Below are 19,256 nucleotides of genomic sequence, written 5' to 3'. Positions count from 1 at the left end.
GTGCTGATCGTGGCAGGGGATGCGCGGGGACCCGCGTCGTCGGCGCGGTGATCGCGGCTGTCGAGGGGCAGCGTAGCGCCCCTGGGTGAACGCCCTGCGACAGGGGCTCGGCGTGCTGCGGCCAGGCGGTCAGGCGGCCGTGGGCCCCGACACCGACCAGCCCGGTGCCTGGGGGTGCGCGGTGAGGTCCTCGTGCCTGACCGTCTCGCCGCAGGCCCGGCAGGTGACGACGGGGAGCAGTTCGTTGCCGCAGCTGTGCTCGATCACCATGGGCCGGTCGTCGTCCTGGCGCAGATGGCGGTCGCCCCAGGCCATGAGCGTCATCAGGACCGGCTCCAGCTCCAGGCCCGCCTGCGTGGGCCGGTACTGGAACCGCTGCGGCCGCTCGCTGTACACGCGCTTGGTGAGGATCCCGGCGTCGACGAGGCGGCGCAGCCGGGTGGAGAGGACGTCGCGCGGGGCGCCGATGTTGCGGACGAGCTGGTCGAACCGGCCGTTGCCGAGGCACACCTCGCGCAGGACGAGCAGGGAGTACTTCTCGCCGACGAGGGCCAGCGTGTCGGCGATCGAGCAGGGGCGGGGGTCCTTGGTGGCGGCCATGCCGGTCAGTCTAGGGAGTTGAGGGTCCGGTTTTCCAACCTTGCGGCTCAGGGCAGTGTGCAGCGAGCACTAGTGGGTTTGATTTTCCAACCTGCGGCGCTATGGTGAGTCCAGATTTCCTACTCACTGGTAATCGGCTCGCGCGCCAAGGAGGCCCGCACCATGCGAGACGCAGTCATCGTCGAAGCCGTACGCACCCCGATGGGCAAGGGCAAGCCGAACGGCTCCCTCGCGCACATCCACCCCGTCGAACTCCTCGCCCACACCCTGCGCAGCCTCGTCGAGCGCTCCGGTGTCGACCCGGCGCTGATCGACGACGTCATCGGCGGCACCGTCGACCAGGTCGGCGAGCAGGCCATGAACACCACGCGCTACGCCGCCCTGTCCGCCGGATTCCCCGAGACGGTCCCGGCGACCACCATCGACCGACAGTGCGGCTCCTCCCAGCAGGCCGTGCACTTCGCCGCCCAGGGCGTCCTGTCCGGCGCGTACGACCTGGTCGTGGCCTGCGGGGTCGAGTCGATGAGCCGTGTGCCGATGTGGTCGAACGTGCCGCCCGGCAAGGACCCCTTCGGCCCCGGCATCGCCGCCCGCTACCCCGACGGGCTCGTCCCGCAGGGCATCAGCGCGGAACTGATCGCCGCCAAGTGGTCCCTCACCCGCGAGGAGATGGACGCGTTCGCCGTGTCCTCCCACCACCGGGCCGCCGCGGCCTGGCAGAACGGCCTGTTCGACGCCGAGGTCGCGCCCCTGGACGGCGTCTCGCGCGACGAGTGCGTCCGCCCCGGCAGCACGCCCGAGATCCTCGCCGGACTCAAGCCCGCCTACCACGACCCGGTGTTCGCCGAGCGCTTCCCGCAGATCGAGTGGAACGTCACCGCGGGCAACGCCAGCCCCGTCAACGACGGCGCCTCCGCCGTCCTCATCACGTCGTCCGAGACGGCGGCCCGCCTCGGTCTGCGCCCCCTGGCCCGGCTGCACAGCTTCGCCGTGACCGGCTCCGACCCCGTCCTCATGCTGACCGGCGTCATCCCGGCGACCGAGAAGGTGCTGCGCCGGGCGAACCTGTCGATCGACGACATCGACCTGTTCGAGGTGAACGAGGCGTTCGCCAGCGTCGTGCTCGCCTGGCGGCAGGCGACCGGCGCCGACCTCGCCAAGGTCAACGTGCACGGTGGCGCGATAGCGCTCGGCCACCCGCTCGGCGCCAGCGGCACCCGGCTCACGACGACCCTGGTCCACGCCATGCGCGAGCGCGGCGCCCGCTACGCCCTGCAGACCATGTGCGAGGCCGGCGGACTGGCCAACGCGATGGTCCTCGAAGCCGTGTGACCGACGGCGGCGCTCAGCGGCCGCGCAGGTGGTGGCGCTTGCGCCAGGCCACCACCACGCCCGCCAGCGCCGGTAGGGCGATGCAGGCCAGCGCGATCAGGAAGGCGGGCGACGTCGGCGCGGCGGCACGGGCGCCGGCCACGGCGTACGCGGCGGTGTTGGGGATCGAGCCGAGCGCCGTCGCCAGCAGGAACGGGACGTACCCCATGCGGGAGACGGAGGCGGCGTAGTTCGCGGCCCAGAAGGGCACCCCCGGGAAGAGCCGCACCGCCAGCATCGAGCGGAAACCGTGCCGGCTGAACTGGCCGTCCGCCGCCTTCAGCACCCGGCCGCGCAGCAGCGGCCGCAGCGCGTCCTGGCCCAGCAGCCGGCCGAGTCCGAAGGCGATCCCCGCCCCCAGCACCGTGCCCGTGATCGCCGCGCCCAGACCCAGCTGGGAGCCGAACAGCGCGCCCGCCGCCAGGTTCAGCAGGGGACGCGGCACGAACGCCACCGTGACCAGGCCGTACGCCACCGCGAAGAGCACGACCGCCGCCGCGCCCTCGAGGTGCGCCGGCCAGCCGTCCGACAGGAGTCTCTGCGGCTCGAAGAGCAGCACGCACGTCGCGGCCGCGGCCAGCAGGAGCACGAGCGCCGACAGCCGTGACCACGGCGAGAGCAGCGCTCTGCCGCAGCGCGCGGCCAGGCCGGCGGGCGCGGGCGTGAGCGAGGGGACGGGGACGGCGAGCTCCGAGGCGACGGCCCGGGGAGAGGCCGTCGCGGTGCCCCCAGAGCGGGTGGTGGCATCGTCGAGCATTCGGCGACAGTAACCGAAGTGGCCATGTGATCGCCGTATGGTCGTCCTATGAGAGTGACGGGTGCGGGGGCGACGGACGTGCCGCGCAGCGTGCCGGCCGACACGGTGATGGAGCGGCTGACCACCACCTATGCGGCCGCCGCGGACCCGGAACGGGCCGCCGCCATGCGGGCGTACATGAAGGACGTGGCCCCGTTCCTCGGCATCCCCACTCCTGAGCGCCGCGTCCTGTCGCGCTCCGTCGTCCGGGGCACCCCGCGCCCCGACGAGCGTGACTGCACCGCCGTGGCGCTGCGCTGCTGGCGGCTGCCCGAGCGGGAGTACCAGTACTTCGCCGTCGACTACCTGCGCCGGCATGTGACGCGTCTGTCCTCCGGGTTCCTGCCGGTGGCCCGGCAGTTGGTGTCGACGGTGCCGTGGTGGGACACCGTCGACGCGCTCGCCGCGCACGTCGTCGGCGGGCTCGTCGCGGCCGACCCCGCGCTGGCCGAGGACATGGACGCCTGGATCGAGGACGACGACCTGTGGGTCGCCCGCACCGCCCTCCTCCACCAGCTCCGGTACAAGGAACGCACCGACACCGAGCGCCTGTTCGCGTACTGCCTGCGCCAGTCCGGCCACCCCGACTTCTTCGTCCGCAAGGCCATCGGCTGGTGCCTGCGCGAGTACGCCAAGACCGACCCGGAGGCCGTACGGGACTTCCTGGCGCGCGAGGGCGAGCGGTTCGCCCCGCTGTCCGTGCGTGAGGCGCTGAAGAACATCGGGGCCTGACCACCCGGTCCGGCGAGCCGGAAAACCGTTCGACGCCGGGAGCGGCCTCGGCGATGATCGGCGTCATGTTCCGGTACGCCTTCGTCCTCGCCGCATCCGCAGTCGCGGATACGCCGAAGGCTGCCGTTCCCGTCTTCCTGGCCGCCGTCGACGGCGCCCGAAGCTGACCCTCCCCGGAAAGCCCGGCGGACCCCGCAGGGGGAGGGTCGGCGGCTCCACGGGGTCCCCGCTCTTCTCACGGAGACGTCCTGAGACGTCAGACTTCGGAGTACACCCATGTCCAAGACGGCGTACGTGCGTACCAAGCCGCATCTGAACATCGGCACGATGGGCCACGTCGACCACGGCAAGACCACCCTGACCGCCGCCATCACCAAGGTCCTCGCCGAGCGCGGCTCCGGCACCTTCGTGCCGTTCGACCGCATCGACCGGGCGCCGGAGGAGGCCGCCCGCGGCATCACCATCAACATCGCGCACGTCGAGTACGAGACCGACACCCGCCACTACGCGCACGTCGACATGCCGGGCCACGCCGACTACGTGAAGAACATGGTCACCGGCGCAGCCCAGCTCGACGGGGCGATCCTCGTCGTCTCCGCGCTCGACGGCATCATGCCGCAGACCGCCGAGCACGTGCTGCTGGCCCGGCAGGTGGGCGTCGACCACATCGTCGTCGCCCTCAACAAGGCCGACGCCGGTGACCCGGAGCTGCTCGACCTCGTCGAGCTGGAGGTCCGGGACCTGCTCAGCGAGCACGGCTACGGCGGCGACGCCGCGCCCGTCGTACGGGTCTCGGGGCTCAAGGCGCTGGAGGGCGACCCCCAGTGGACGGCGGCCGTCGAGGCGCTGCTCGACGCGGTGGACACCTATGTGCCCATGCCGGAGCGGTACGTCGACGCGCCGTTCCTGCTGCCCGTCGAGAACGTCCTGACCATCACCGGCCGGGGGACCGTGGTGACCGGCGCCGTGGAGCGGGGGACCGTCCGCGTCGGCGACCGGGTCGAGGTGCTCGGCGCCGCAGTGGAGACCGTGGTGACCGGCCTGGAGACCTTCGGCAAGCCCATGGACGAGGCCCAGGCGGGTGACAACGTGGCGCTGCTGCTGCGCGGCGTCCCCCGGGACGCCGTCCGGCGCGGACACGTGGTGGCCGCCCCCGGCAGCGTGGAGCCGCGCAGCCGCTTCACGGCGCAGGTCTACGTGCTGTCGACCCGGGAGGGCGGCCGCTCGACGCCGCTGTCCACCGGGTACCGGCCGCAGTTCTACATCCGCACCGCGGACGTGGTGGGGGACGTCGACCTCGGTGAGGCGGCCGTCGCCCGGCCCGGCGAGACCGTCACGATGACCGTCGAGCTGGGGCGCGAGGTGCCGTTGGAGCCCGGACTCGGGTTCGCCATCCGTGAGGGCGGCAGGACCGTCGGAGCCGGGACGGTGACCGCCGTCGTGTGACGGGCCGGGGGCCGCGCGACCGGGACGACCGGGCGCACGGCCCCCGTGCCGGTGCCGGGACGGAGGCGCCCCACAATGGGGGAGTGAACGACTCCAGACCCGTCGCCGCGGCCACCGGGCACGGCTTCGCCAAGCTCATGCCCGACGTCGACCGGGAACGGGCCTGGCTGCTCACCGTCGACGGGGCTCCGCAGTCGTACGTCGATCTCGACGAGCCCACGCATCTGGAGTTCGAGTACGTGCGCCGGGTCGGGCACGCACTGGACGCCGTGGCGGAGCCGGGGCGCGCCCTGGACGTGGTGCATCTCGGGGGCGGGGCACTCACCCTGCCCCGATACGTCGCCGCCACCCGGCCGGGCTCCCGGCAGCACGTCGTGGAACTCGACGGCGCGCTGCTCGACCTGGTCCTGGAGCATCTGCCGACGCCCGCCGGCGCCGACATCACCACGCACGCCGCCGACGCGCGGGCGTGGCTCGACGCCGCCCCCGCGGAGTCCGCGGACGTGCTCGTCGCCGACGTGTTCGGGGGCTCGCGGGTGCCCGGGCACGTCACGTCCGTCGAGTACGCCCGTGCCGCCGCCCGGGTGCTCCGCGGCGACGGCGTCTACCTCGCCAACCTCGCCGACGCCGCGCCGTTCGCCTTCCTGCGCTCCCAACTGGCCAACCTGGCCACCGTCTTCGAGGAGCTCGCCATGATCGCGGAACCGGCCGTGCTGCGCGGGCGGCGCTTCGGGAACGCCGTCCTGGTCGCCGCGCACCGGCCCGTGGACACGGCCGCCCTGGCCCGGCTGACCGCGGGCGACGCGTTCCCGGCCCGTGTGGAGCACGGCGCCGGGGTGCGGGCCTTCATGGGGGCGGCGCGTCCCGTGCGGGACGCGGAGGCCGTCCCGTCGCCGGAGCCGCCCGAGGGGGCGTTCGGCATCGGCTGACCGGTCGGAAGCCACGCCCGAAGGGCCGGTGCCGTCAGCCGATCCCCTCGGCCGGAGTCTCCGTGCCCGCCGGGGTGCCGGTGCCGCCCGACGTCACCGGCTTGCTGCGGCGGCGCAGATTGCGCACGTCCGGCACGCACAGGACCGCCGCGGTGACCACCACGATCAGCGCTGCGCAGCCCCACAGCGCCGGGGTGCGCCCGAACGCGGTCTCCGCCGGGCCGGCGAGGGCCGTCGCCAGCGGGACCATGGCGATCGAGCCGAACCAGTCGTAGGCGGAGACCCGGGACAGCTTGTCCTCCGGTATCTCCTGGTGGAGCGCGGTCATCCAGGAGACGCCGAACACCTCCAGCGTCACGCCGGTCAGGAACATCACCGCGCACAGCGCGCCCACCGGCACCGGCACGGCGAGCGCCGCGGACGGCAGGGCCAGCGGGAAGACGCACAGGGTGCCGGCGAGGAGCAGGCGGCGCGGCTGCCAGCGCGTCATGAGCAGCGCGCCGGCCACCGTGCCCGCGCCGAAGAACCCCAGGGCCACACCCCACGGGCCGGCCCCGCCGAGGTGGTCCCGGGCGACGAGCGGGCCGTAGACCGCGTCGGCCGCCGCGACCACCGCGTTGGCGACGGAGAACTGGACGACCACACCCCAGAGCCACGGCCGTCCCACGAACTCCCGCCAGCCCTCGCGCAGATCGGAGAGCATGCCGCCGCCGGGCGCGCGCCGCGCCACCCCGCTGACGTCCAGCAGGGCCCGCATCGACCCGGCGACCGCGAAGGCGGCAGCGTCCGCCGCCAGCACCCAGCCCGGCCCCAGCGCCGCCACCATGGCACCGCCGAGCGCCGCGCCGCCGACGGCCGCGCCCTGCATCGCCATCCGGAACACCGCGAACGCGCGGCCCGCCTGCTCCCCACGCACCGACGACAGCAGCATGCCCTCGGCGGCCGGGCTGAAGAACGCCTGGCCGGTGCCGCCGAGCGCGGTGAGCAGCATCATCTGCCACAGCCGGGCCTCGCCGGTGAGGACGAGCGCGGCGAAGACCGCCTGCGAGACGCAGTTGAGGGCGTTGGCCGCGACCATCACCCGGTGCCGGGGGAGCCGGTCCGCGACGGCGCCGCCGATCAGCAGGAAGAGCACCAGGGGCAGGGTCCGGGAGGCGGCGACCAGGCCGACGTCACCGCCGTCGCCGCCCGCCTCCAGGACGGCGAAGGCGGCCGCGATCAGGGCGCCGTTGCTGCCGAGGTTGGTGACGAACGCCGAGGCGGTCAGCAGGCTGTAGTTGCGGCCGGCCCAGTCGGGTCGACGGGAGCGGCGGGTGCGGCGGGGAGGAGGGGCGGCGCGGGTCACCGGCCGACTATCGCCGTCCGCCCCTCTGTTTGCCAAGCCGATGCGCAGGTCACGATCGGGAGGGGGGCTCGGGACGGCGCGCGCGGACCTCGGTGAGGGGTGCGTCACGGGAGTCTGTCGTCCGCCCTTACTCGCGAGTAACGTGACCGTCATGAGCGCAGACCAGCTGTCCGTCGGCGAGTTGCTCGTCGCCACCGTGCCCATGGCCCGGACCCTGCACATCGAGTTCGTGGAGATCACCCCCGAGCGGGCCGTGGTGGTCCTGCCGGACCAGAGCGCGTTCCACAACCACGTGGGCGGGCCGCACGCCGGCGCCATGTTCACGCTCGGCGAGTCGGCGGGCGGGGCCATCGTGCTGTCCGCGTTCGGGGACCAGCTGGCCCGCGCCGTGCCGCTCGCCGTCAGCGCCGAGATCTCCTACCGCAGGCTCGCCATGGGAACCGTGACGGCCACCGCGACCCTGGGCCGCCCGGCCGCCGACGTCGTCGCGCAGCTCGACGCCGGGGAGCGGCCCGAGTTCCCGGTGACGATCGAGATCCGCCGCGCGGACGGCGCCGTGACCGGCGAGATGACGGCGATCTGGACCCTGCGGCCGAACGGCTGAGCGACACCGCCGGGCACGCGCGCCCCGGCTCGCGGCGGACCGCACGCGTGCGACGGCCGGTGCGGACGCAACCCGGGCGCCGCCTGGGACGTCCAACAGAGCGGGTAGGCTTCCCCGACGCGCGCCCACCGCGAAGCGGGCGCCCGGGAACGCAGGGTCAGGCACACGAGAGGAAGCGGCGTTGCACGTCCAGGAATGGCTCGAAACGGTGCCCCCGCTGGCGATCTACCTTCTGGTCGGCCTGGTCATCGGACTGGAGAGCCTGGGCATCCCGCTCCCCGGCGAGATCATCCTGGTCTCGTCCGCCCTGCTCGCCTCGCAGCACGGCGAGATCGACCCCTTCGTGCTCGGTGCCTGCGCGAGCGCCGGCGCGATCATCGGCGACTCCATCGGCTACGCCATCGGCCGCAAGGGCGGCAGGCCCCTGCTGGCCTGGCTGGGCGCGAAGTTCCCCAAGCACTTCAGCGAGGGGCACATCGCGACGGCCGAACGGTCCTTCCAGAAGTGGGGGATGTGGGCGGTCTTCTTCGGCCGCTTCGTCGCCCTCCTGCGCATCTTCGCCGGACCCCTCGCGGGCGTCCTGCGCATGCCGTACTGGAAGTTCCTGACCGCGAACGTGCTCGGCGGAATCCTCTGGGCGGGCGGCACGACCGCCGTCATCTACTACGTCGGCGTGGTCGCCGAGTCCTGGCTGAAGCGCTTCTCCTGGCTGGGACTGGTCGCGGCGGTCCTGATCGGCCTCGCCTCGTTCCTCATCGTCAAGCGCAAGGCCGCCAAGGCGGGGACCGCCCACCAGGAGGCGGAACCCGCGCCGGTGCCCGCGCGCGACTGAGCGCCCCCGGGCCCGGGGCGGCGGGCGCGCCGGGTCTCAGCCGCGCCCCTCGTGCTCCTCCCGGTGGGCCTTGGCCAGTTCGGCGTACATCGTGCCGTTGAGCGTGACCCCCTGCCGCTCCTCCTCGGTGAGCGGCCGCTTCACCTTCGCCGGTACGCCGGCCACCAGCGACCCCGGCGGCACGACCATCCCCTGCGGCACCAGTGCCTGCGCGGCCACCAGCGAGCCCGCCCCGATCACCGCGCCGTTCAGCACGGTCGCGCCCATGCCGACGAGACAGTCGTCCTCGACGGTCGCCCCGTGCACCACCGCGTTGTGCCCGACAGATACCCGGGCGCCCACGCGCACCGGGAAACCGGGGTCGGCGTGCAGCGTGCAGTTGTCCTGGATGTTGGCCTGCTCCCCGACGGAGACCGCCTCCACGTCGCCGCGCACCACCGCGCCGTACCAGACGCTGGCGCCCGCCTCCAGGGTGACGTCCCCGATCACGGACGCCGTCGGCGCCACGAACGCGGAACCGTCGATCCTGGGCTCCCGTCCCGCGATCCCCATGACCAGCGCCTTGTCCGTCATCGCCCTCTCCTCCACCGCGAACGTCGTCGACACTGCGCACCGTACGCCACCCGGTAGGGCGAAGATCACAGGCCCTCGGCCTCATCACGAACGCGAACGCTCAGTACCGTGAGGCCGTGCCCAAGCGCAAGAACACGTTCTCATCCTGGCGACGCCGACTGGCGCAGCGCGCCGTCCACGCGGGCTGGGCCTGGGTGCAGCGCACGGGTTCGGTGACCGCGGAGCACCCCGGCCGCTTCCGGTTCGGCTCCCTCGGCGAGGCCACCCGGCTGGCCTTCCCGCTCGGCACCGTCTTCGGCGAACCGTGGATCCACCTCGGCTCGCACTGCATCGTCGCCGAGCAGGTCACCCTGACGGCCGGACTGATGCCCGACCTCGACCTCGGCCCGGAACCGATCCTGCGCATCGGCGACGGCGTCGTCCTCGGCCGCGGCAGCCACGTCATCGCCGACACGACGGTGACCATCGGCAGCGACTGCTACTTCGGGCCGTACGTCTACGTCACCTCCACGAACCACTCCTACGACGACCCGCACGAGCCCATCGGGCGGCAGTGGCCGCGGATGGAGCCGGTCGAGATCGGCCCCGGCTGCTGGATCGGCACCGGCGCCGTGATCCTGCCGGGGGCCACCATCGGGCGGAACGTCGTGGTCGCCGCCGGCGCGGTGGTGCGTGGCACGGTGCCGGACCACGCCGTGGTGGCGGGCGCGCCCGCCCGTGTCGTACGGCGCTGGACGCCCGAGGACGGCTGGCAGCCGCCGCTGCGGACCCCGGCGCCGGTGCCGATACCGGACGGGGTCACCCCCGGACAGCTCCAGGCGCTGGCGGACCTCGACGAGGAGACCGTGGCGCGGCTGGCGGAGCTGGACGAGCGGGCGACCGCCGAACTGGCGGAGCCGGCCACCGAGTCCTGACCGGGCGCCCGGCGGGTCAGCCCGCGGCCAGCAGCACCGTGCCCACCAGGGCGAGCCCGGCACCCGCCGCCTGCACGCCCGCCAGCCGCTCCCGCAGCACACCCCGGGCCGCCAGGGCGGTCACCACCGGATAGAGCGAGGCGAGCACGGCGGCCATGGTCACCGGGCCACGGTGTGCGGCGACCACATAGGTGCCGTTCGCGGCGACGTCGGCGAGCCCGACGAAAGCGAGCGCGGGCAGCGAGGACCAGGGGAAGCCGTCGTCCGGGAGGGCGGGCGCCCCGCGCCGCACCGACACGTACAGCGCGAGGCCACCCGCCCCCACGTTGACGACGCGCTGGACGAAGAGCGCGAGGAACAGGCCGGTGACGGTGGTCGAGGCCTCCGCCACCAGTACGAAGACGGTGCCGAAGCCGAAGGCCGCGATCAGTGTGAGCAGGATCGTCCGCCGCTGCACGGGAGCGCCCCGCAGCTGCGGTCCGCCCGCCAGGACCACACCGAGCACCGCCACCGCGATCCCCGCCGTCTGCACGAGCCCGGGCCGCTCGCCCAGGACAAGGCCCGCCCCGACCGGGACGGCCACGCCCACCGTGCCGAGCGGGGAGACCACACCCATGGGGCCGAGCGCGAGCGCCTTGTAGAAGCAGAGCAGGGCGACAGGGCCCACCAGACCGGCCGCTACGGCCCACCACAGCCGCGGTCCCGCCTCGCTCCAGGCGCCCGTGGCCAGGACGACCACACCGAGGACGGCCGCCGCGATCGCCTGCGAGACGACGACCACCGTCAGCGCCGGGATGCGCCGGGTCAGCACGCCTCCGCCGAAGTCCGCCAGACCCCAGAGCAGACTGGTGGCCAGGGCGAAGAGTGCTGTCACAGGAGCCTCGCAGTACAGTTCGGTGCACGATCGGGTGCACCCCACGGTAGTACGGTCCAGTGAACCCTGTCATCCAGAATATTGGACTCCGCAAGGACGGAATGTGTCGGACCTCGACCTGCTGACCCAGTCCCTGGCGCGCAACGTCAAGCATTGGCGGACGGTGCGCGGCTTCACGCTGGACGTGCTCGCGACCCGGGCCGGCGTCAGCCGCGGCATGCTCATCCAGATCGAGCAGGCCCGCACCAACCCCAGCCTCGGCACCGTAGTCAAGATCGGCGACGCGCTCGGCGTCAGCATCACCACGCTCCTCGACTATGAGCAGGGGCCGAAGGTGCGGGTCGTCCCGGCCGACCAGGTGGTACGGCTGTGGCACACCGACGCCGGCAGCCACAGCCGGCTCCTCGCCGGCACCGAGGCCCCCGGCCCGTTGGAGATGTGGCAGTGGCGGATGATGCCGGGCGAGAGCAGCAGCTCGGACGCGCACCCCGTCGGCACCGTCGAGATCGTGCACGTCACGGCCGGCGAGCTGACCCTCACCGTCGACGGCGTGGACCACCGGGTGCCGGCCGGGGCGAGCGCCACCTTCGAGGCCGACGCCCCGCACGTGTACGTCAACCAGGGCGACGTCCCGGCCGAGTGGATGCTGGCCGTCTCCGTCCCGCCCGCACGCTGAGACGTCTCTCCGGCGGCCGCCGAGCGCCTGTTAGCGTGCGGCCATGGACGCACCCCTCGGACACTTCGACACCGTCACACCCGCTCCCGAGTGCCTCGACGAGCTGATCGGCCCCGTCGCCGACGCCGTACGCGACTGGCACGGCAGCGTCCCCGCCGAGCAGATCCTCCATGTCGACACCGACCCGCGATGGGCCGACACCGCCGTCTTCGTCGAGCACTACGGGCAGGACCTCCTCGAGGCGTCCGCGAACTGCGTGGTCGTCGCCGGGAAGCGTGGCGGCGAGACGACGCTGGCGGCCTGCCTCGTCCTGTCGACCACCCGCGCCGACGTGAACGGCGTCGTGCGCCGCACGCTCGGCGCCCGCAAGGCGTCCTTCGCCTCCATGGACACCGCCACCGGCGAGACCGGCATGGAGTACGGCGGCATCACCCCGATCGGCCTGCCCGGGTCCTGGCCCCTGCTGGTCGACCCGGCCGTCGTCGACCTGCCGTACGTGCTGGTCGGCAGCGGCCGCCGGCGCGGCAAGCTGCTGGTCCCCGGCAAGGCGTTCGCCGAACTGCCCAACGCGGTCGTGCTGGAGGGGCTCGGAGTCACCGCGGGCTGAGACGCCCGGTGAGGCGCCCGCGCCTCAGGCCGGCATGTGGTGCGCGAGCACGTGGTGCGGGTCCTCCTCACCCGTCACCGGCGCCGGATCGGCGTGCACCAGGGCCGCCGTGAGCCGGGGGACGGCGTGCAGCAGCGCGTGCTCGGCGTCCACCGCGATCGCGTGCGCCCGACGCACCGTCGCCTCACCGTCCACGACCACGGCCACCTCCGCGCGCAGCCGGTGCCCGATCCAGCGCAGCCGCAGCTCGCCGACCTCCCGTACGCCCGGCACGTCCCGCAGCGCCCGCTCGGCCCGGTCCACCAGGGCCGGGTCCACGGCGTCCATCACCCGCCGGAACACCTCGCGCGCCGCGTCCCGCAGCACCAGGACGATCGCGGCCGTGATGGCGAGTCCCACGACCGGGTCCGCCCACTGCCACCCCAGAGCCGCGCCGCCCGCGCCCGCCAGCACCGCCAGCGAGGTGAACCCGTCGGTGCGGGCGTGCAGCCCGTCGGCGACCAGCGCCGCCGAGCCGATGGCGCGCCCGACCCGGATGCGGTACCGGGCCACCCACTCGTTCCCGGCGAAGCCGATGAGCGCCGCCACCGCCACCACCGGGACGTGCTCCACGGGGCGGGGGTCCAGCAGACGGGCCACGGCCGTCCAGCCCGCGAAGACCGCGGACGCGGCGATGGTGAGCACGATGACCAGGCCCGCCAGATCCTCGGCCCGGCCGTACCCGTAGGTGAAGCGGCGCGTCGCCGCGCGCCGGCCCAGGACGAACGCGATCCCGAGCGGCACGGCCGTCAGCGCGTCCGCGGTGTTGTGCACGGTGTCGCCGAGCAGCGCGACCGATCCGGAGACGGCCACGACGGCCGCCTGGGCCAGCGCCGTCACCCCGAGGACCAGCAGGGAGACCCACAGGGCCCGCATCCCGCGCGCCGACGACTCCAGCGCGGGGTCCAGCTTGTCGGCCGTCTCGTGGGAGTGCGGCCGCAGGAGGTGGGCGAGGCGGTGCCGGAGGGGCGCCGGGGGGTGCTCGTGCGGGTGTCCGTGGTCGTGCCCGTGAGGCTGTCCGTGGTCGTGCCTGCGCGGATGCTCGTGCCGGTGCCCGGCGTGCCCTTGTCCGTCACTCACGGCGTCCCCTTCCGCTGCGCTTCGCCGCGCTCCCAGGCGCGGAGGTGGACGGCCGGCCGCCCACGGAGTCATTATGTGCGTATGAGCGCACGCATGCACCTGTCACCTGCGCACGGTGCGCATCCGCGCAGCCCGGGCGAGGAGCAGTTCGCCCTGGCCGCCGAACTCCTGGCCCTGCTCGGGGACCGCACCCGGCTCGCACTGCTGCACGCCCTCACGACCGGGGAGGCGGACGTCACGACGCTCACCGAGGCGTGCGGGGCTGCCCGGCCTGCCGTCAGCCAGCACCTGGCCCGGCTGCGGCTCGCCGGGCTGGTGGACACGCGGAAGGAGGGGCGGCGGGTGATCTACTCCCTGCGCGACGGCCATCTGCGCCGCCTCGTCGACGAGGCGCTGAACGTGGCGGACCACCGGCTCAGCGACCGGCCGCCGCACGACTGAGGCGGCACGCGGACCCGCGTCAGGGGGTGACGGGCTGTCCGAGGTACTGCCCGGCGAACGCCCGGGCCGCCACCGGGGAGTCGAAGACGCGGCGCAGCCGGGCCAGGGTGGTGCCCGCCCGGTACGGGTCGCCCGAGGAGACGCCGTGGTACACCTCGGACAGCCAGTGCGAGAACTCCTGGTAGTCCCAGACCCGTTCGAGGCATGTGGCGGAGTAGGAGTCCAGCCCGGCGGAGTCGCCCTTGGTGAACCGGGCGACCAGCGCGTCGCCGAGCAGGAAGGCGTCGTGCAGTGCGAGATTCATGCCCTTGGCGGCTATGGGCGCGGTCAGATGCGCCGCGTCGCCCGCCAGGAAGAGCCGCCCGGACGCCATCGGCTCCACCACGTAGTTGTGCATCTCCAGGACCCGCTTCTCCACCAGCCGTCCCTCGGTGAGCGGCGGCGCGCCCTCCGCCCCGAGCCGCTCCCGCAGCTCCGCCCACACCCGGTCCTCCGGCCAGTTCTCCGGATCGTCGCCCGGCGGGCACTGGAGGTAGTAGCGGGTCACGTCGGCGCTGCGCGGCATATGGCCGGCGAACCCGCGCGGATGCATGCCGAACACGACGCAGTCGGCCGACGGCGGCGCCTCCGCGAGCAGGGCCAGCCACCCGATGCCGTAGTCGCCGCGGGACGTCCGCGCGCTGCCCGCCGGCAGCGCGGCCCGCGTCACCCCGCGCGCCCCGTCGCACCCGGCGACGACGTCGCACCGCACCACCTCGCGCCGCCCGGTCCGCGGGCACACGTACGACACCGAGGGCCGGTCGCCGTCCACGTCGTGCACCTCGACGTCCCGCACGCCGAAGCGGATCTCACCGCCGCGCACGTCCGCGTACTCCCTCACCAGGTCCGTGACGAGGAACTGCTGCGGATACATCCAGTGGTGAGTGCCCGTCAGCTCGGTGTACGCGAACCGGTGGCGCCGCCCGTCGAACCGGAACTCGCACTCCGTGTGCCGCTGTGCCCGCTTCAGCAACGTGTCCGCGAGCCCGCGCCGCTCCAGCCCGCGGACGGCCCACTCCTCCAGCACCCCCGCACGCGGCCGCTGTTCGATGAAGGCGCGGGTCTCGGTCTCCAGGACCAGGCAGTCGACGGAGGCGGCCCGCAGGATGTTGCCCACGGTCAGACCGGCCGGGCCGGCGCCCACGATGACGACCGGAAACCGTTGCGGGGAAAGGGAGTTGCTGTGGGGGGAGGTCGAAGTCACCCGAGCATTATGGAGGGGGTCCGCCGGGGGAGGGGAGGGGTGCGCGCCCGGTGACCGGTCAGCCCAGGCGGGGTATCTCGATCGCCGGGCACCGGTCCATGACCATGTCGAGGCCCGCCGCGCGCGTGCGGTCGTACGCGTCCTCGTCGATGACGCCGAGCTGGAACCAGACCGCCTTGGCCCCCTTGGCGACCGCCTCGTCGGCGACCGCGCCGGCCAGGTCGCTGTTCACGAAGACGTCCACGACGTCCACGTCGAAGGGGATGTCCGCCAGCGACGCGTAACCCTGCTCCCCGTGGACCGTCTCGGCCTTCGGGTGCACCGGCACGACGCGCTTGCCGTGACGCCGCAGCACGTCGGCCACGCCGTACGCCGCCCGCCGCCGGTTGGACGACAGACCCACGATGGCCCAGGTGTCGCCGCGTTCGCCGAGGATCCTGCGGACCGTCGCGTCGTCTCCGTACACCGCGGCCTCCTTCTGTGTCGTCGTCCCACTGCCTTCCCCAGCAACAACGGACGACGGGCCGCGACGATTCCCGGCGCGGGCGGGTACCCGAACGCCTGTCCGGGCGGTCCGGTGCGCAGTACCGTGCGGGCAGTCCGCACGGCAGGGGGTGGCGATGCCCGGGTACGACAGGTGTCACGCGCGTGTGGGCGGGCCGTGGCCGAATGGCTGACCGGCCCGCCCCCGAGGAACCCGGTGCGCGGCACGCCGAGCGGGAAGCGCGCCGGACGGCTGCGGACGGCCGCTCGGGCGCCTACGCTCGCTCCGTGCTGCGCATCATCGACGCCCGAACCGGCCAGCCCGTCGACGCCGCGCCCGCCCGGCGGGGCCTGACCCGGGTCGAGGCGCATACCGAGGGCTTCGACGTCACCGCCCTGCGGGTCCTGCTCGTCGCGGACCTCCTCGTGCGCGCCCTGGAGCTCGGGGGCACACCCGTCTGGGCGCTGCTCGACGAGGAGCGGCAGCAGGCGGAGCTGAGGGCCGGCGCCGCCGCGCTCGGCATCCGCCCCTTCGAGGACGGCCGGGACGCCGCGTCGGGGCTGGGCGAGACGCAGGTCCTGCACGTCGTGCGCGAGGGCGGCACGGAACCCGACGGCGTGCGGGTGGCCGTCGCCGCCGTGGAGGCGTCCGCACCGCCCGAGGACGCCGACCCCGCCGTGCTGCGCCTCGCGCTGCTCGGTACGCGCCGGGGCGCCCCCGTGGCGCTCGACGCGGACACGCTCGACGAGGCCCACGCCACCCTGGCGCGCTGGCGCGGCGCCGTCGCCGACTGGGCCCGGCGGCCCTCGCGGCCCGTCCCCGACGAGGTGCGGACGGACCTGCGGACCGCCTGGGAGGACGACCTGGACGTGCCCGGCGTGCTCGGCGTCCTGCGCCGGGTGGAGAGCGAGCCCGACCTGCCGGACGGCGCCCGCTTCGAGACGTTCGCCCACGCCGACCGCCTGCTGGGCCTCGACCTCACCCGTGACCTGGGAAGCCCGCGATGACCCCGCACATCGGGGCGGGCCCGCTGCGTCGGCTCGTCGTCCTGCGGCACGCGAAGTCCGCCTGGCCGGACGACCTCACCGACCACGAACGGCCGCTCGCCGCGCGCGGCCGCCGTGACGCCCCGGTCGCCGGACGGCTGCTCGCCGAGGCCGACTGCCTGCCGGACCTCGCCCTGTGCTCCACCGCCCTGCGCGCCCGGCAGACCTGGGACCTGGCGTGCGGCCAGTGGGGGACGCCCCCTCCGGTGCGGCACGACCGGCGGCTGTACGCGGCGGGCGTCGCCGACCTGCTGGCCGTCGTGCACGAGGTGCCCCCGGAGGTCGGGACACTGCTGCTCGTCGGGCACAACCCCGGTCTGGAGGACCTCGTCCTCGGCCTCGCCGGTGACGGCCTCGACGACCTGCTGGAGGAGGTCGGCACGAAGTTCCCGACCGCGGCGGCGGCCGTCCTGGCCTGGCACGGTCCCGGCTGGCGCGACCTCGAACCGGGCACGGCCCTCCTGACCGACGTCATGGTGGCGCGGGGCAGGAACGGCTGACCAGCGCGCACGCAGGCGCACACGCGTGTGCCGGGCCAGGGGCGGGGCGGCTTAGGCTGGCCGGATGCAGGACGAGTACCGCACCGTCGCCCGCGCGGGTGTGCACGAGACCGAGATCAACCGCTCGCGCTTCATCTGCGCGCTCGCTCCGGCCGCCACCGAGCAGGAGGCCCAGGACTTCGTCGCACGGGTGCGCAAGGAGCACGCGGACGCCACCCACAACTGCTGGGCCTACGTCATCGGCGCCGACGCCTCCGTCCAGAAGGCCAGCGACGACGGCGAGCCCGGCGGCACCGCCGGTGTCCCCATGCTCCAGATGCTGCTGCGCCGCGACATGCGGTACGTCGTCGCCGTCGTCACCCGGTACTACGGGGGCGTGAAGCTCGGGGCGGGCGGGCTGATCCGGGCCTACGGCGGAGCGGTCGGCGAGGCGCTGGACGCCGTGGGCACCCTCACCCGGCGCCGGTTCCGGCTCGCCACCGTGACCGTCGACCACCAGCGCGCGGGCAAGGTGCAGAACGACCTGAGGTCCACCGGCCGCGAGGTGCGCGACGTGCGCTACGCGGAGGACGTCACCCTCGAGATCGGGCTCCCCGACGCCGACGTCGACGCGTTCCGGGCCTGGCTCGCCGACGCGACCGCCGGGACGGCCGCCCTCGAACTCGGCGGAGAGGCGTACGGGGACGCCTGACCGGGGCGGCCTCCACGCGCGCGTGACAGACGCCTGACAGAGGCGGCCTTCACGCGCGCGGTGACAGACGCCTGACCGGGGCGCCTGCACGCGCGCGTGACAACGGCCACAGGGCACGCCGATCAGGCCGTGATCCGCATTCATCGCGGCATATGTGGCACCTGCAGGGCATGGGGACGAGTGAGACGGCCGCGCGCGCCCGGCGGGGCGCCCGTGGTCTGCGAGAGTCGGCCCGGCGGGCGTGGACCCGGCCGGGACCTGAACGGGACGTGGCGATCCAGGCCGGCAAGGCGGCCCTCGCGGCCTGCGTGGCGTGGGCGGTCGCCGGATGGTGGCTGAAGGCGCCCAACGCGTTCGTCGCTCCCTGGGTGGCGATCGTGCTGGTCGAGTCGACCGTGTTCCGGTCGATCGCGCACGGGCTGCAGCAGCTCGCGGCCATCGGCATGGGCACCGTCGTCGCCACCGGTGTCGCCCTGCTCCTGGACTCCCCGACCCTGGCCATGGCCCTGGTGCTCCCGGTCGTGGTGCTGCTGGGGAACTGGGGACGGCTCGGCAGCCAGGGGATCTACGCCGCCACGGGCGCGCTGTTCGTGCTGACCAGCGGACCGGTGACCCTCATGGCGTCGACCACCCGGATCGCCGAGGCCGGCTTCGGGGCGCTGGTCGGCGTCGCCGTGAACGCGCTCATCCGTCCCCCCGTGTATCTGCGCGGCACGCGCGTGGCGCTGGAGGAGGCGGCCGACGAGGCCCGGCGCATCCTGGACGCGGTGGCGGACCGGCTGGCCGCCGGCGAGTGGGACCGCGAGCCGGCACAGCAGCTGCACGAGCGGGCGCTGCGCCTGTACCGGCTCGTGGACCAGGCCCGCTCGGCCGTCGGCTGGAGCCGCGAGAGCCTGCGGATCAACCCGCGCCGCCGCAGACTGGGGGAGGAGCCGCCCGGCCAGGAGTACGACGACGCGGTGACCGTCCTCGACTACGTCGCCGTCCACACCTCCGGCGTGACCCGCGCGGTGCTGGAGTCCAGCGACGGCGGACGGCCGCAGCCCCGGCCGGGCCCGGCGGTCAGCGAGGCGTACGCCGGCTTCCTGCGCGGCAGCGCCCATGCGATCTGCCTCTATCCGCAGAGCCGGTTCGCCCCGGGCGGCTACGACGCGAAGGTGGACGAGGAGCTGCGCGAGGTCGTCGGCGAGATGCGGAGCACCCTGGACGCCCTGCACCGCAAACTGCCCGACGGCGTGCTGGAGGACCCCGACGCCCTGGCCACCTACGGCACCCTGCTGACCCAGGCCCGCCGCCTCGCCGACCAACTGGTCACCGAAGAGATCGTTTCCTGACATGTCTGAAATGCCGTACGCGGTACGGCCCATGACCGGCGGGCGCGTGCGGGGAGGCGGGAACGTGCGAGAACGGGCGATACGGGAGTAACCGCCTGC

General features: G+C 74.1%; 22 protein-coding genes. 14 read left to right on the top strand and 8 right to left on the bottom strand.

What is annotated here, in order from left to right; genetic code table 11:
• Positions 1–129: 129 nt before the first annotated feature.
• Positions 130–600, bottom strand: a complete 471-nt coding sequence (locus ADL34_RS04050; protein ID WP_062668137.1) for a winged helix-turn-helix transcriptional regulator — start codon at positions 598–600, stop codon at positions 130–132.
• Between the two features lie 162 nt (positions 601–762).
• On the opposite strand from ADL34_RS04050, the gene ADL34_RS04045 reads away from it, so the two are divergent.
• The gene (locus tag ADL34_RS04045; RefSeq protein WP_062668136.1) at positions 763–1,932 is read left to right on the top strand and encodes a thiolase family protein; all 1,170 of its coding nucleotides are present in this window, start codon (positions 763–765) and stop codon (positions 1,930–1,932) included.
• Positions 1,933–1,945: 13 nt separating this feature from the next.
• On the opposite strand, the gene ADL34_RS04040 is transcribed toward ADL34_RS04045, so the two are convergent.
• Positions 1,946–2,728 (bottom strand): TVP38/TMEM64 family protein, encoded by a 783-nt coding sequence (locus ADL34_RS04040; protein WP_062668135.1) that lies wholly within the window; start codon positions 2,726–2,728, stop codon positions 1,946–1,948.
• 48 nt (positions 2,729–2,776) lie between these two features.
• Here ADL34_RS04040 and ADL34_RS04035 point away from each other — a divergent pair, with 48 nt between their 5' ends.
• From ADL34_RS04035 to ADL34_RS04025, 3 genes are all read left to right on the top strand, one after another.
• Positions 2,777–3,499: a DNA alkylation repair protein gene (locus tag ADL34_RS04035; RefSeq protein WP_062668134.1), complete on the top strand. Its 723-nt coding sequence runs from the start codon at positions 2,777–2,779 to the stop codon at positions 3,497–3,499.
• A 276-nt stretch (positions 3,500–3,775) separates the two neighbouring features.
• On the top strand, positions 3,776–4,945 hold the full coding sequence (gene tuf / locus ADL34_RS04030) for an elongation factor Tu (protein ID WP_062668133.1): 1,170 nt from the start codon (positions 3,776–3,778) through the stop codon (positions 4,943–4,945).
• Between the two features lie 137 nt (positions 4,946–5,082).
• Positions 5,083–5,874, top strand: coding sequence for a spermidine synthase (locus ADL34_RS04025; RefSeq protein WP_420714255.1), 792 nt, complete (start codon positions 5,083–5,085; stop codon positions 5,872–5,874).
• Positions 5,875–5,908: 34 nt separating this feature from the next.
• On the opposite strand, the gene ADL34_RS04020 is transcribed toward ADL34_RS04025, so the two are convergent.
• A complete protein-coding gene (locus ADL34_RS04020; protein ID WP_062668131.1) occupies positions 5,909–7,219 on the bottom strand; it encodes an MFS transporter in 1,311 nt (436 codons plus the stop codon).
• 151 nt (positions 7,220–7,370) lie between these two features.
• Between ADL34_RS04020 and ADL34_RS04015 the strand changes: the two genes are divergently transcribed.
• The gene (locus ADL34_RS04015; RefSeq protein WP_062668196.1) at positions 7,371–7,823 is read left to right on the top strand and encodes a DUF4442 domain-containing protein; all 453 of its coding nucleotides are present in this window, start codon (positions 7,371–7,373) and stop codon (positions 7,821–7,823) included.
• Positions 7,824–8,004: 181 nt separating this feature from the next.
• On the top strand, positions 8,005–8,655 hold the full coding sequence (locus ADL34_RS04010; RefSeq protein ID WP_062668130.1) for a DedA family protein: 651 nt from the start codon (positions 8,005–8,007) through the stop codon (positions 8,653–8,655).
• 36 nt (positions 8,656–8,691) lie between these two features.
• Here ADL34_RS04010 and ADL34_RS04005 read toward each other — a convergent pair whose 3' ends face one another.
• Positions 8,692–9,228, bottom strand: a complete 537-nt coding sequence (locus ADL34_RS04005; protein ID WP_062668129.1) for a gamma carbonic anhydrase family protein — start codon at positions 9,226–9,228, stop codon at positions 8,692–8,694.
• Between the two features lie 116 nt (positions 9,229–9,344).
• On the opposite strand from ADL34_RS04005, the gene ADL34_RS04000 reads away from it, so the two are divergent.
• Positions 9,345–10,142, top strand: coding sequence for an acyltransferase (locus ADL34_RS04000; RefSeq protein ID WP_062668128.1), 798 nt, complete (start codon positions 9,345–9,347; stop codon positions 10,140–10,142).
• 16 nt (positions 10,143–10,158) lie between these two features.
• Here the strand turns inward: ADL34_RS04000 and ADL34_RS03995 are convergent, their stop codons facing one another.
• Positions 10,159–11,016 carry a DMT family transporter gene (locus ADL34_RS03995; protein ID WP_062668127.1) on the bottom strand — a complete coding sequence of 286 codons (858 nt, stop codon included), beginning with the start codon at positions 11,014–11,016 and terminating at the stop codon, positions 10,159–10,161.
• 103 nt (positions 11,017–11,119) lie between these two features.
• On the opposite strand from ADL34_RS03995, the gene ADL34_RS03990 reads away from it, so the two are divergent.
• Together ADL34_RS03990 and ADL34_RS03985 are read left to right on the top strand one after the other, a co-directional pair.
• Complete coding sequence (locus tag ADL34_RS03990; RefSeq protein WP_062739761.1) at positions 11,120–11,692, top strand: helix-turn-helix domain-containing protein; 573 nt, start codon at positions 11,120–11,122, stop codon at positions 11,690–11,692.
• Positions 11,693–11,735: 43 nt separating this feature from the next.
• The gene (locus tag ADL34_RS03985; RefSeq protein WP_062668125.1) at positions 11,736–12,299 is read left to right on the top strand and encodes a YbaK/EbsC family protein; all 564 of its coding nucleotides are present in this window, start codon (positions 11,736–11,738) and stop codon (positions 12,297–12,299) included.
• 24 nt (positions 12,300–12,323) lie between these two features.
• Here the strand turns inward: ADL34_RS03985 and ADL34_RS03980 are convergent, their stop codons facing one another.
• Positions 12,324–13,490, bottom strand: a complete 1,167-nt coding sequence (locus ADL34_RS03980) for a cation diffusion facilitator family transporter (protein WP_079034142.1) — start codon at positions 13,488–13,490, stop codon at positions 12,324–12,326.
• Positions 13,491–13,499: 9 nt separating this feature from the next.
• Here ADL34_RS03980 and ADL34_RS03975 point away from each other — a divergent pair, with 9 nt between their 5' ends.
• Positions 13,500–13,859: an ArsR/SmtB family transcription factor gene (locus ADL34_RS03975; RefSeq protein ID WP_062668123.1), complete on the top strand. Its 360-nt coding sequence runs from the start codon at positions 13,500–13,502 to the stop codon at positions 13,857–13,859.
• Between the two features lie 19 nt (positions 13,860–13,878).
• Here the strand turns inward: ADL34_RS03975 and ADL34_RS03970 are convergent, their stop codons facing one another.
• Together ADL34_RS03970 and ADL34_RS03965 are read right to left on the bottom strand one after the other, a co-directional pair.
• Positions 13,879–15,102: a 4-hydroxybenzoate 3-monooxygenase gene (locus ADL34_RS03970; protein ID WP_062668122.1), complete on the bottom strand. Its 1,224-nt coding sequence runs from the start codon at positions 15,100–15,102 to the stop codon at positions 13,879–13,881.
• A 58-nt stretch (positions 15,103–15,160) separates the two neighbouring features.
• A complete protein-coding gene (locus ADL34_RS03965; RefSeq protein WP_062668121.1) occupies positions 15,161–15,568 on the bottom strand; it encodes a CoA-binding protein in 408 nt (135 codons plus the stop codon).
• Between the two features lie 305 nt (positions 15,569–15,873).
• Here ADL34_RS03965 and ADL34_RS03960 point away from each other — a divergent pair, with 305 nt between their 5' ends.
• The 4 genes from ADL34_RS03960 (at position 15,874) to ADL34_RS03945 (ending at position 19,157) form a co-directional block, all read left to right on the top strand.
• Entirely contained in the window at positions 15,874–16,593 is a 720-nt protein-coding gene (locus ADL34_RS03960) for a hypothetical protein (RefSeq protein ID WP_062668195.1), read from the top strand.
• Complete coding sequence (locus ADL34_RS03955) at positions 16,590–17,132, top strand: SixA phosphatase family protein (protein ID WP_062668120.1); 543 nt, start codon at positions 16,590–16,592, stop codon at positions 17,130–17,132. The genes ADL34_RS03960 and ADL34_RS03955 overlap by 4 nt, the downstream gene beginning before the upstream one ends.
• A gap of 64 nt (positions 17,133–17,196) precedes the next feature.
• Complete coding sequence (locus ADL34_RS03950; protein ID WP_062668119.1) at positions 17,197–17,823, top strand: YigZ family protein; 627 nt, start codon at positions 17,197–17,199, stop codon at positions 17,821–17,823.
• A gap of 275 nt (positions 17,824–18,098) precedes the next feature.
• Positions 18,099–19,157, top strand: a complete 1,059-nt coding sequence (locus tag ADL34_RS03945; RefSeq protein ID WP_234374936.1) for an FUSC family protein — start codon at positions 18,099–18,101, stop codon at positions 19,155–19,157.
• Positions 19,158–19,256 lie beyond the last annotated feature (99 nt).

This window comes from Streptomyces sp. NRRL WC-3605, from assembly GCF_001509795.1.
Taxonomy (GTDB): domain Bacteria; phylum Actinomycetota; class Actinomycetes; order Streptomycetales; family Streptomycetaceae; genus Streptomyces; species Streptomyces viridochromogenes.
This window is presented reverse-complemented; position numbering and strand designations above follow the sequence as displayed.

Bases quoted from the DNA above. Each gene is read 5' to 3' on its own strand.
- ADL34_RS04050 (WP_062668137.1), bottom strand. From the start codon at position 600: ATGGCCGCCACCAAGGACCCCCGCCCCTGCTCGATCGCCGACACGCTG.
- ADL34_RS04045 (WP_062668136.1), top strand. From the start codon at position 763: ATGCGAGACGCAGTCATCGTCGAAGCCGTACGCACCCCGATGGGCAAG.
- ADL34_RS04040 (WP_062668135.1), bottom strand. From the start codon at position 2,728: ATGCTCGACGATGCCACCACCCGCTCTGGGGGCACCGCGACGGCCTCT.
- ADL34_RS04035 (WP_062668134.1), top strand. From the start codon at position 2,777: ATGAGAGTGACGGGTGCGGGGGCGACGGACGTGCCGCGCAGCGTGCCG.
- tuf (WP_062668133.1), top strand. From the start codon at position 3,776: ATGTCCAAGACGGCGTACGTGCGTACCAAGCCGCATCTGAACATCGGC.
- ADL34_RS04025 (WP_420714255.1), top strand. From the start codon at position 5,083: ATGCCCGACGTCGACCGGGAACGGGCCTGGCTGCTCACCGTCGACGGG.
- ADL34_RS04015 (WP_062668196.1), top strand. From the start codon at position 7,371: ATGAGCGCAGACCAGCTGTCCGTCGGCGAGTTGCTCGTCGCCACCGTG.
- ADL34_RS04005 (WP_062668129.1), bottom strand. From the start codon at position 9,228: ATGACGGACAAGGCGCTGGTCATGGGGATCGCGGGACGGGAGCCCAGG.
- ADL34_RS03985 (WP_062668125.1), top strand. From the start codon at position 11,736: ATGGACGCACCCCTCGGACACTTCGACACCGTCACACCCGCTCCCGAG.
- ADL34_RS03980 (WP_079034142.1), bottom strand. From the start codon at position 13,490: ATGACTCCGTGGGCGGCCGGCCGTCCACCTCCGCGCCTGGGAGCGCGG.
- ADL34_RS03975 (WP_062668123.1), top strand. From the start codon at position 13,500: ATGAGCGCACGCATGCACCTGTCACCTGCGCACGGTGCGCATCCGCGC.
- ADL34_RS03955 (WP_062668120.1), top strand. From the start codon at position 16,590: ATGACCCCGCACATCGGGGCGGGCCCGCTGCGTCGGCTCGTCGTCCTG.
- ADL34_RS03950 (WP_062668119.1), top strand. From the start codon at position 17,197: ATGCAGGACGAGTACCGCACCGTCGCCCGCGCGGGTGTGCACGAGACC.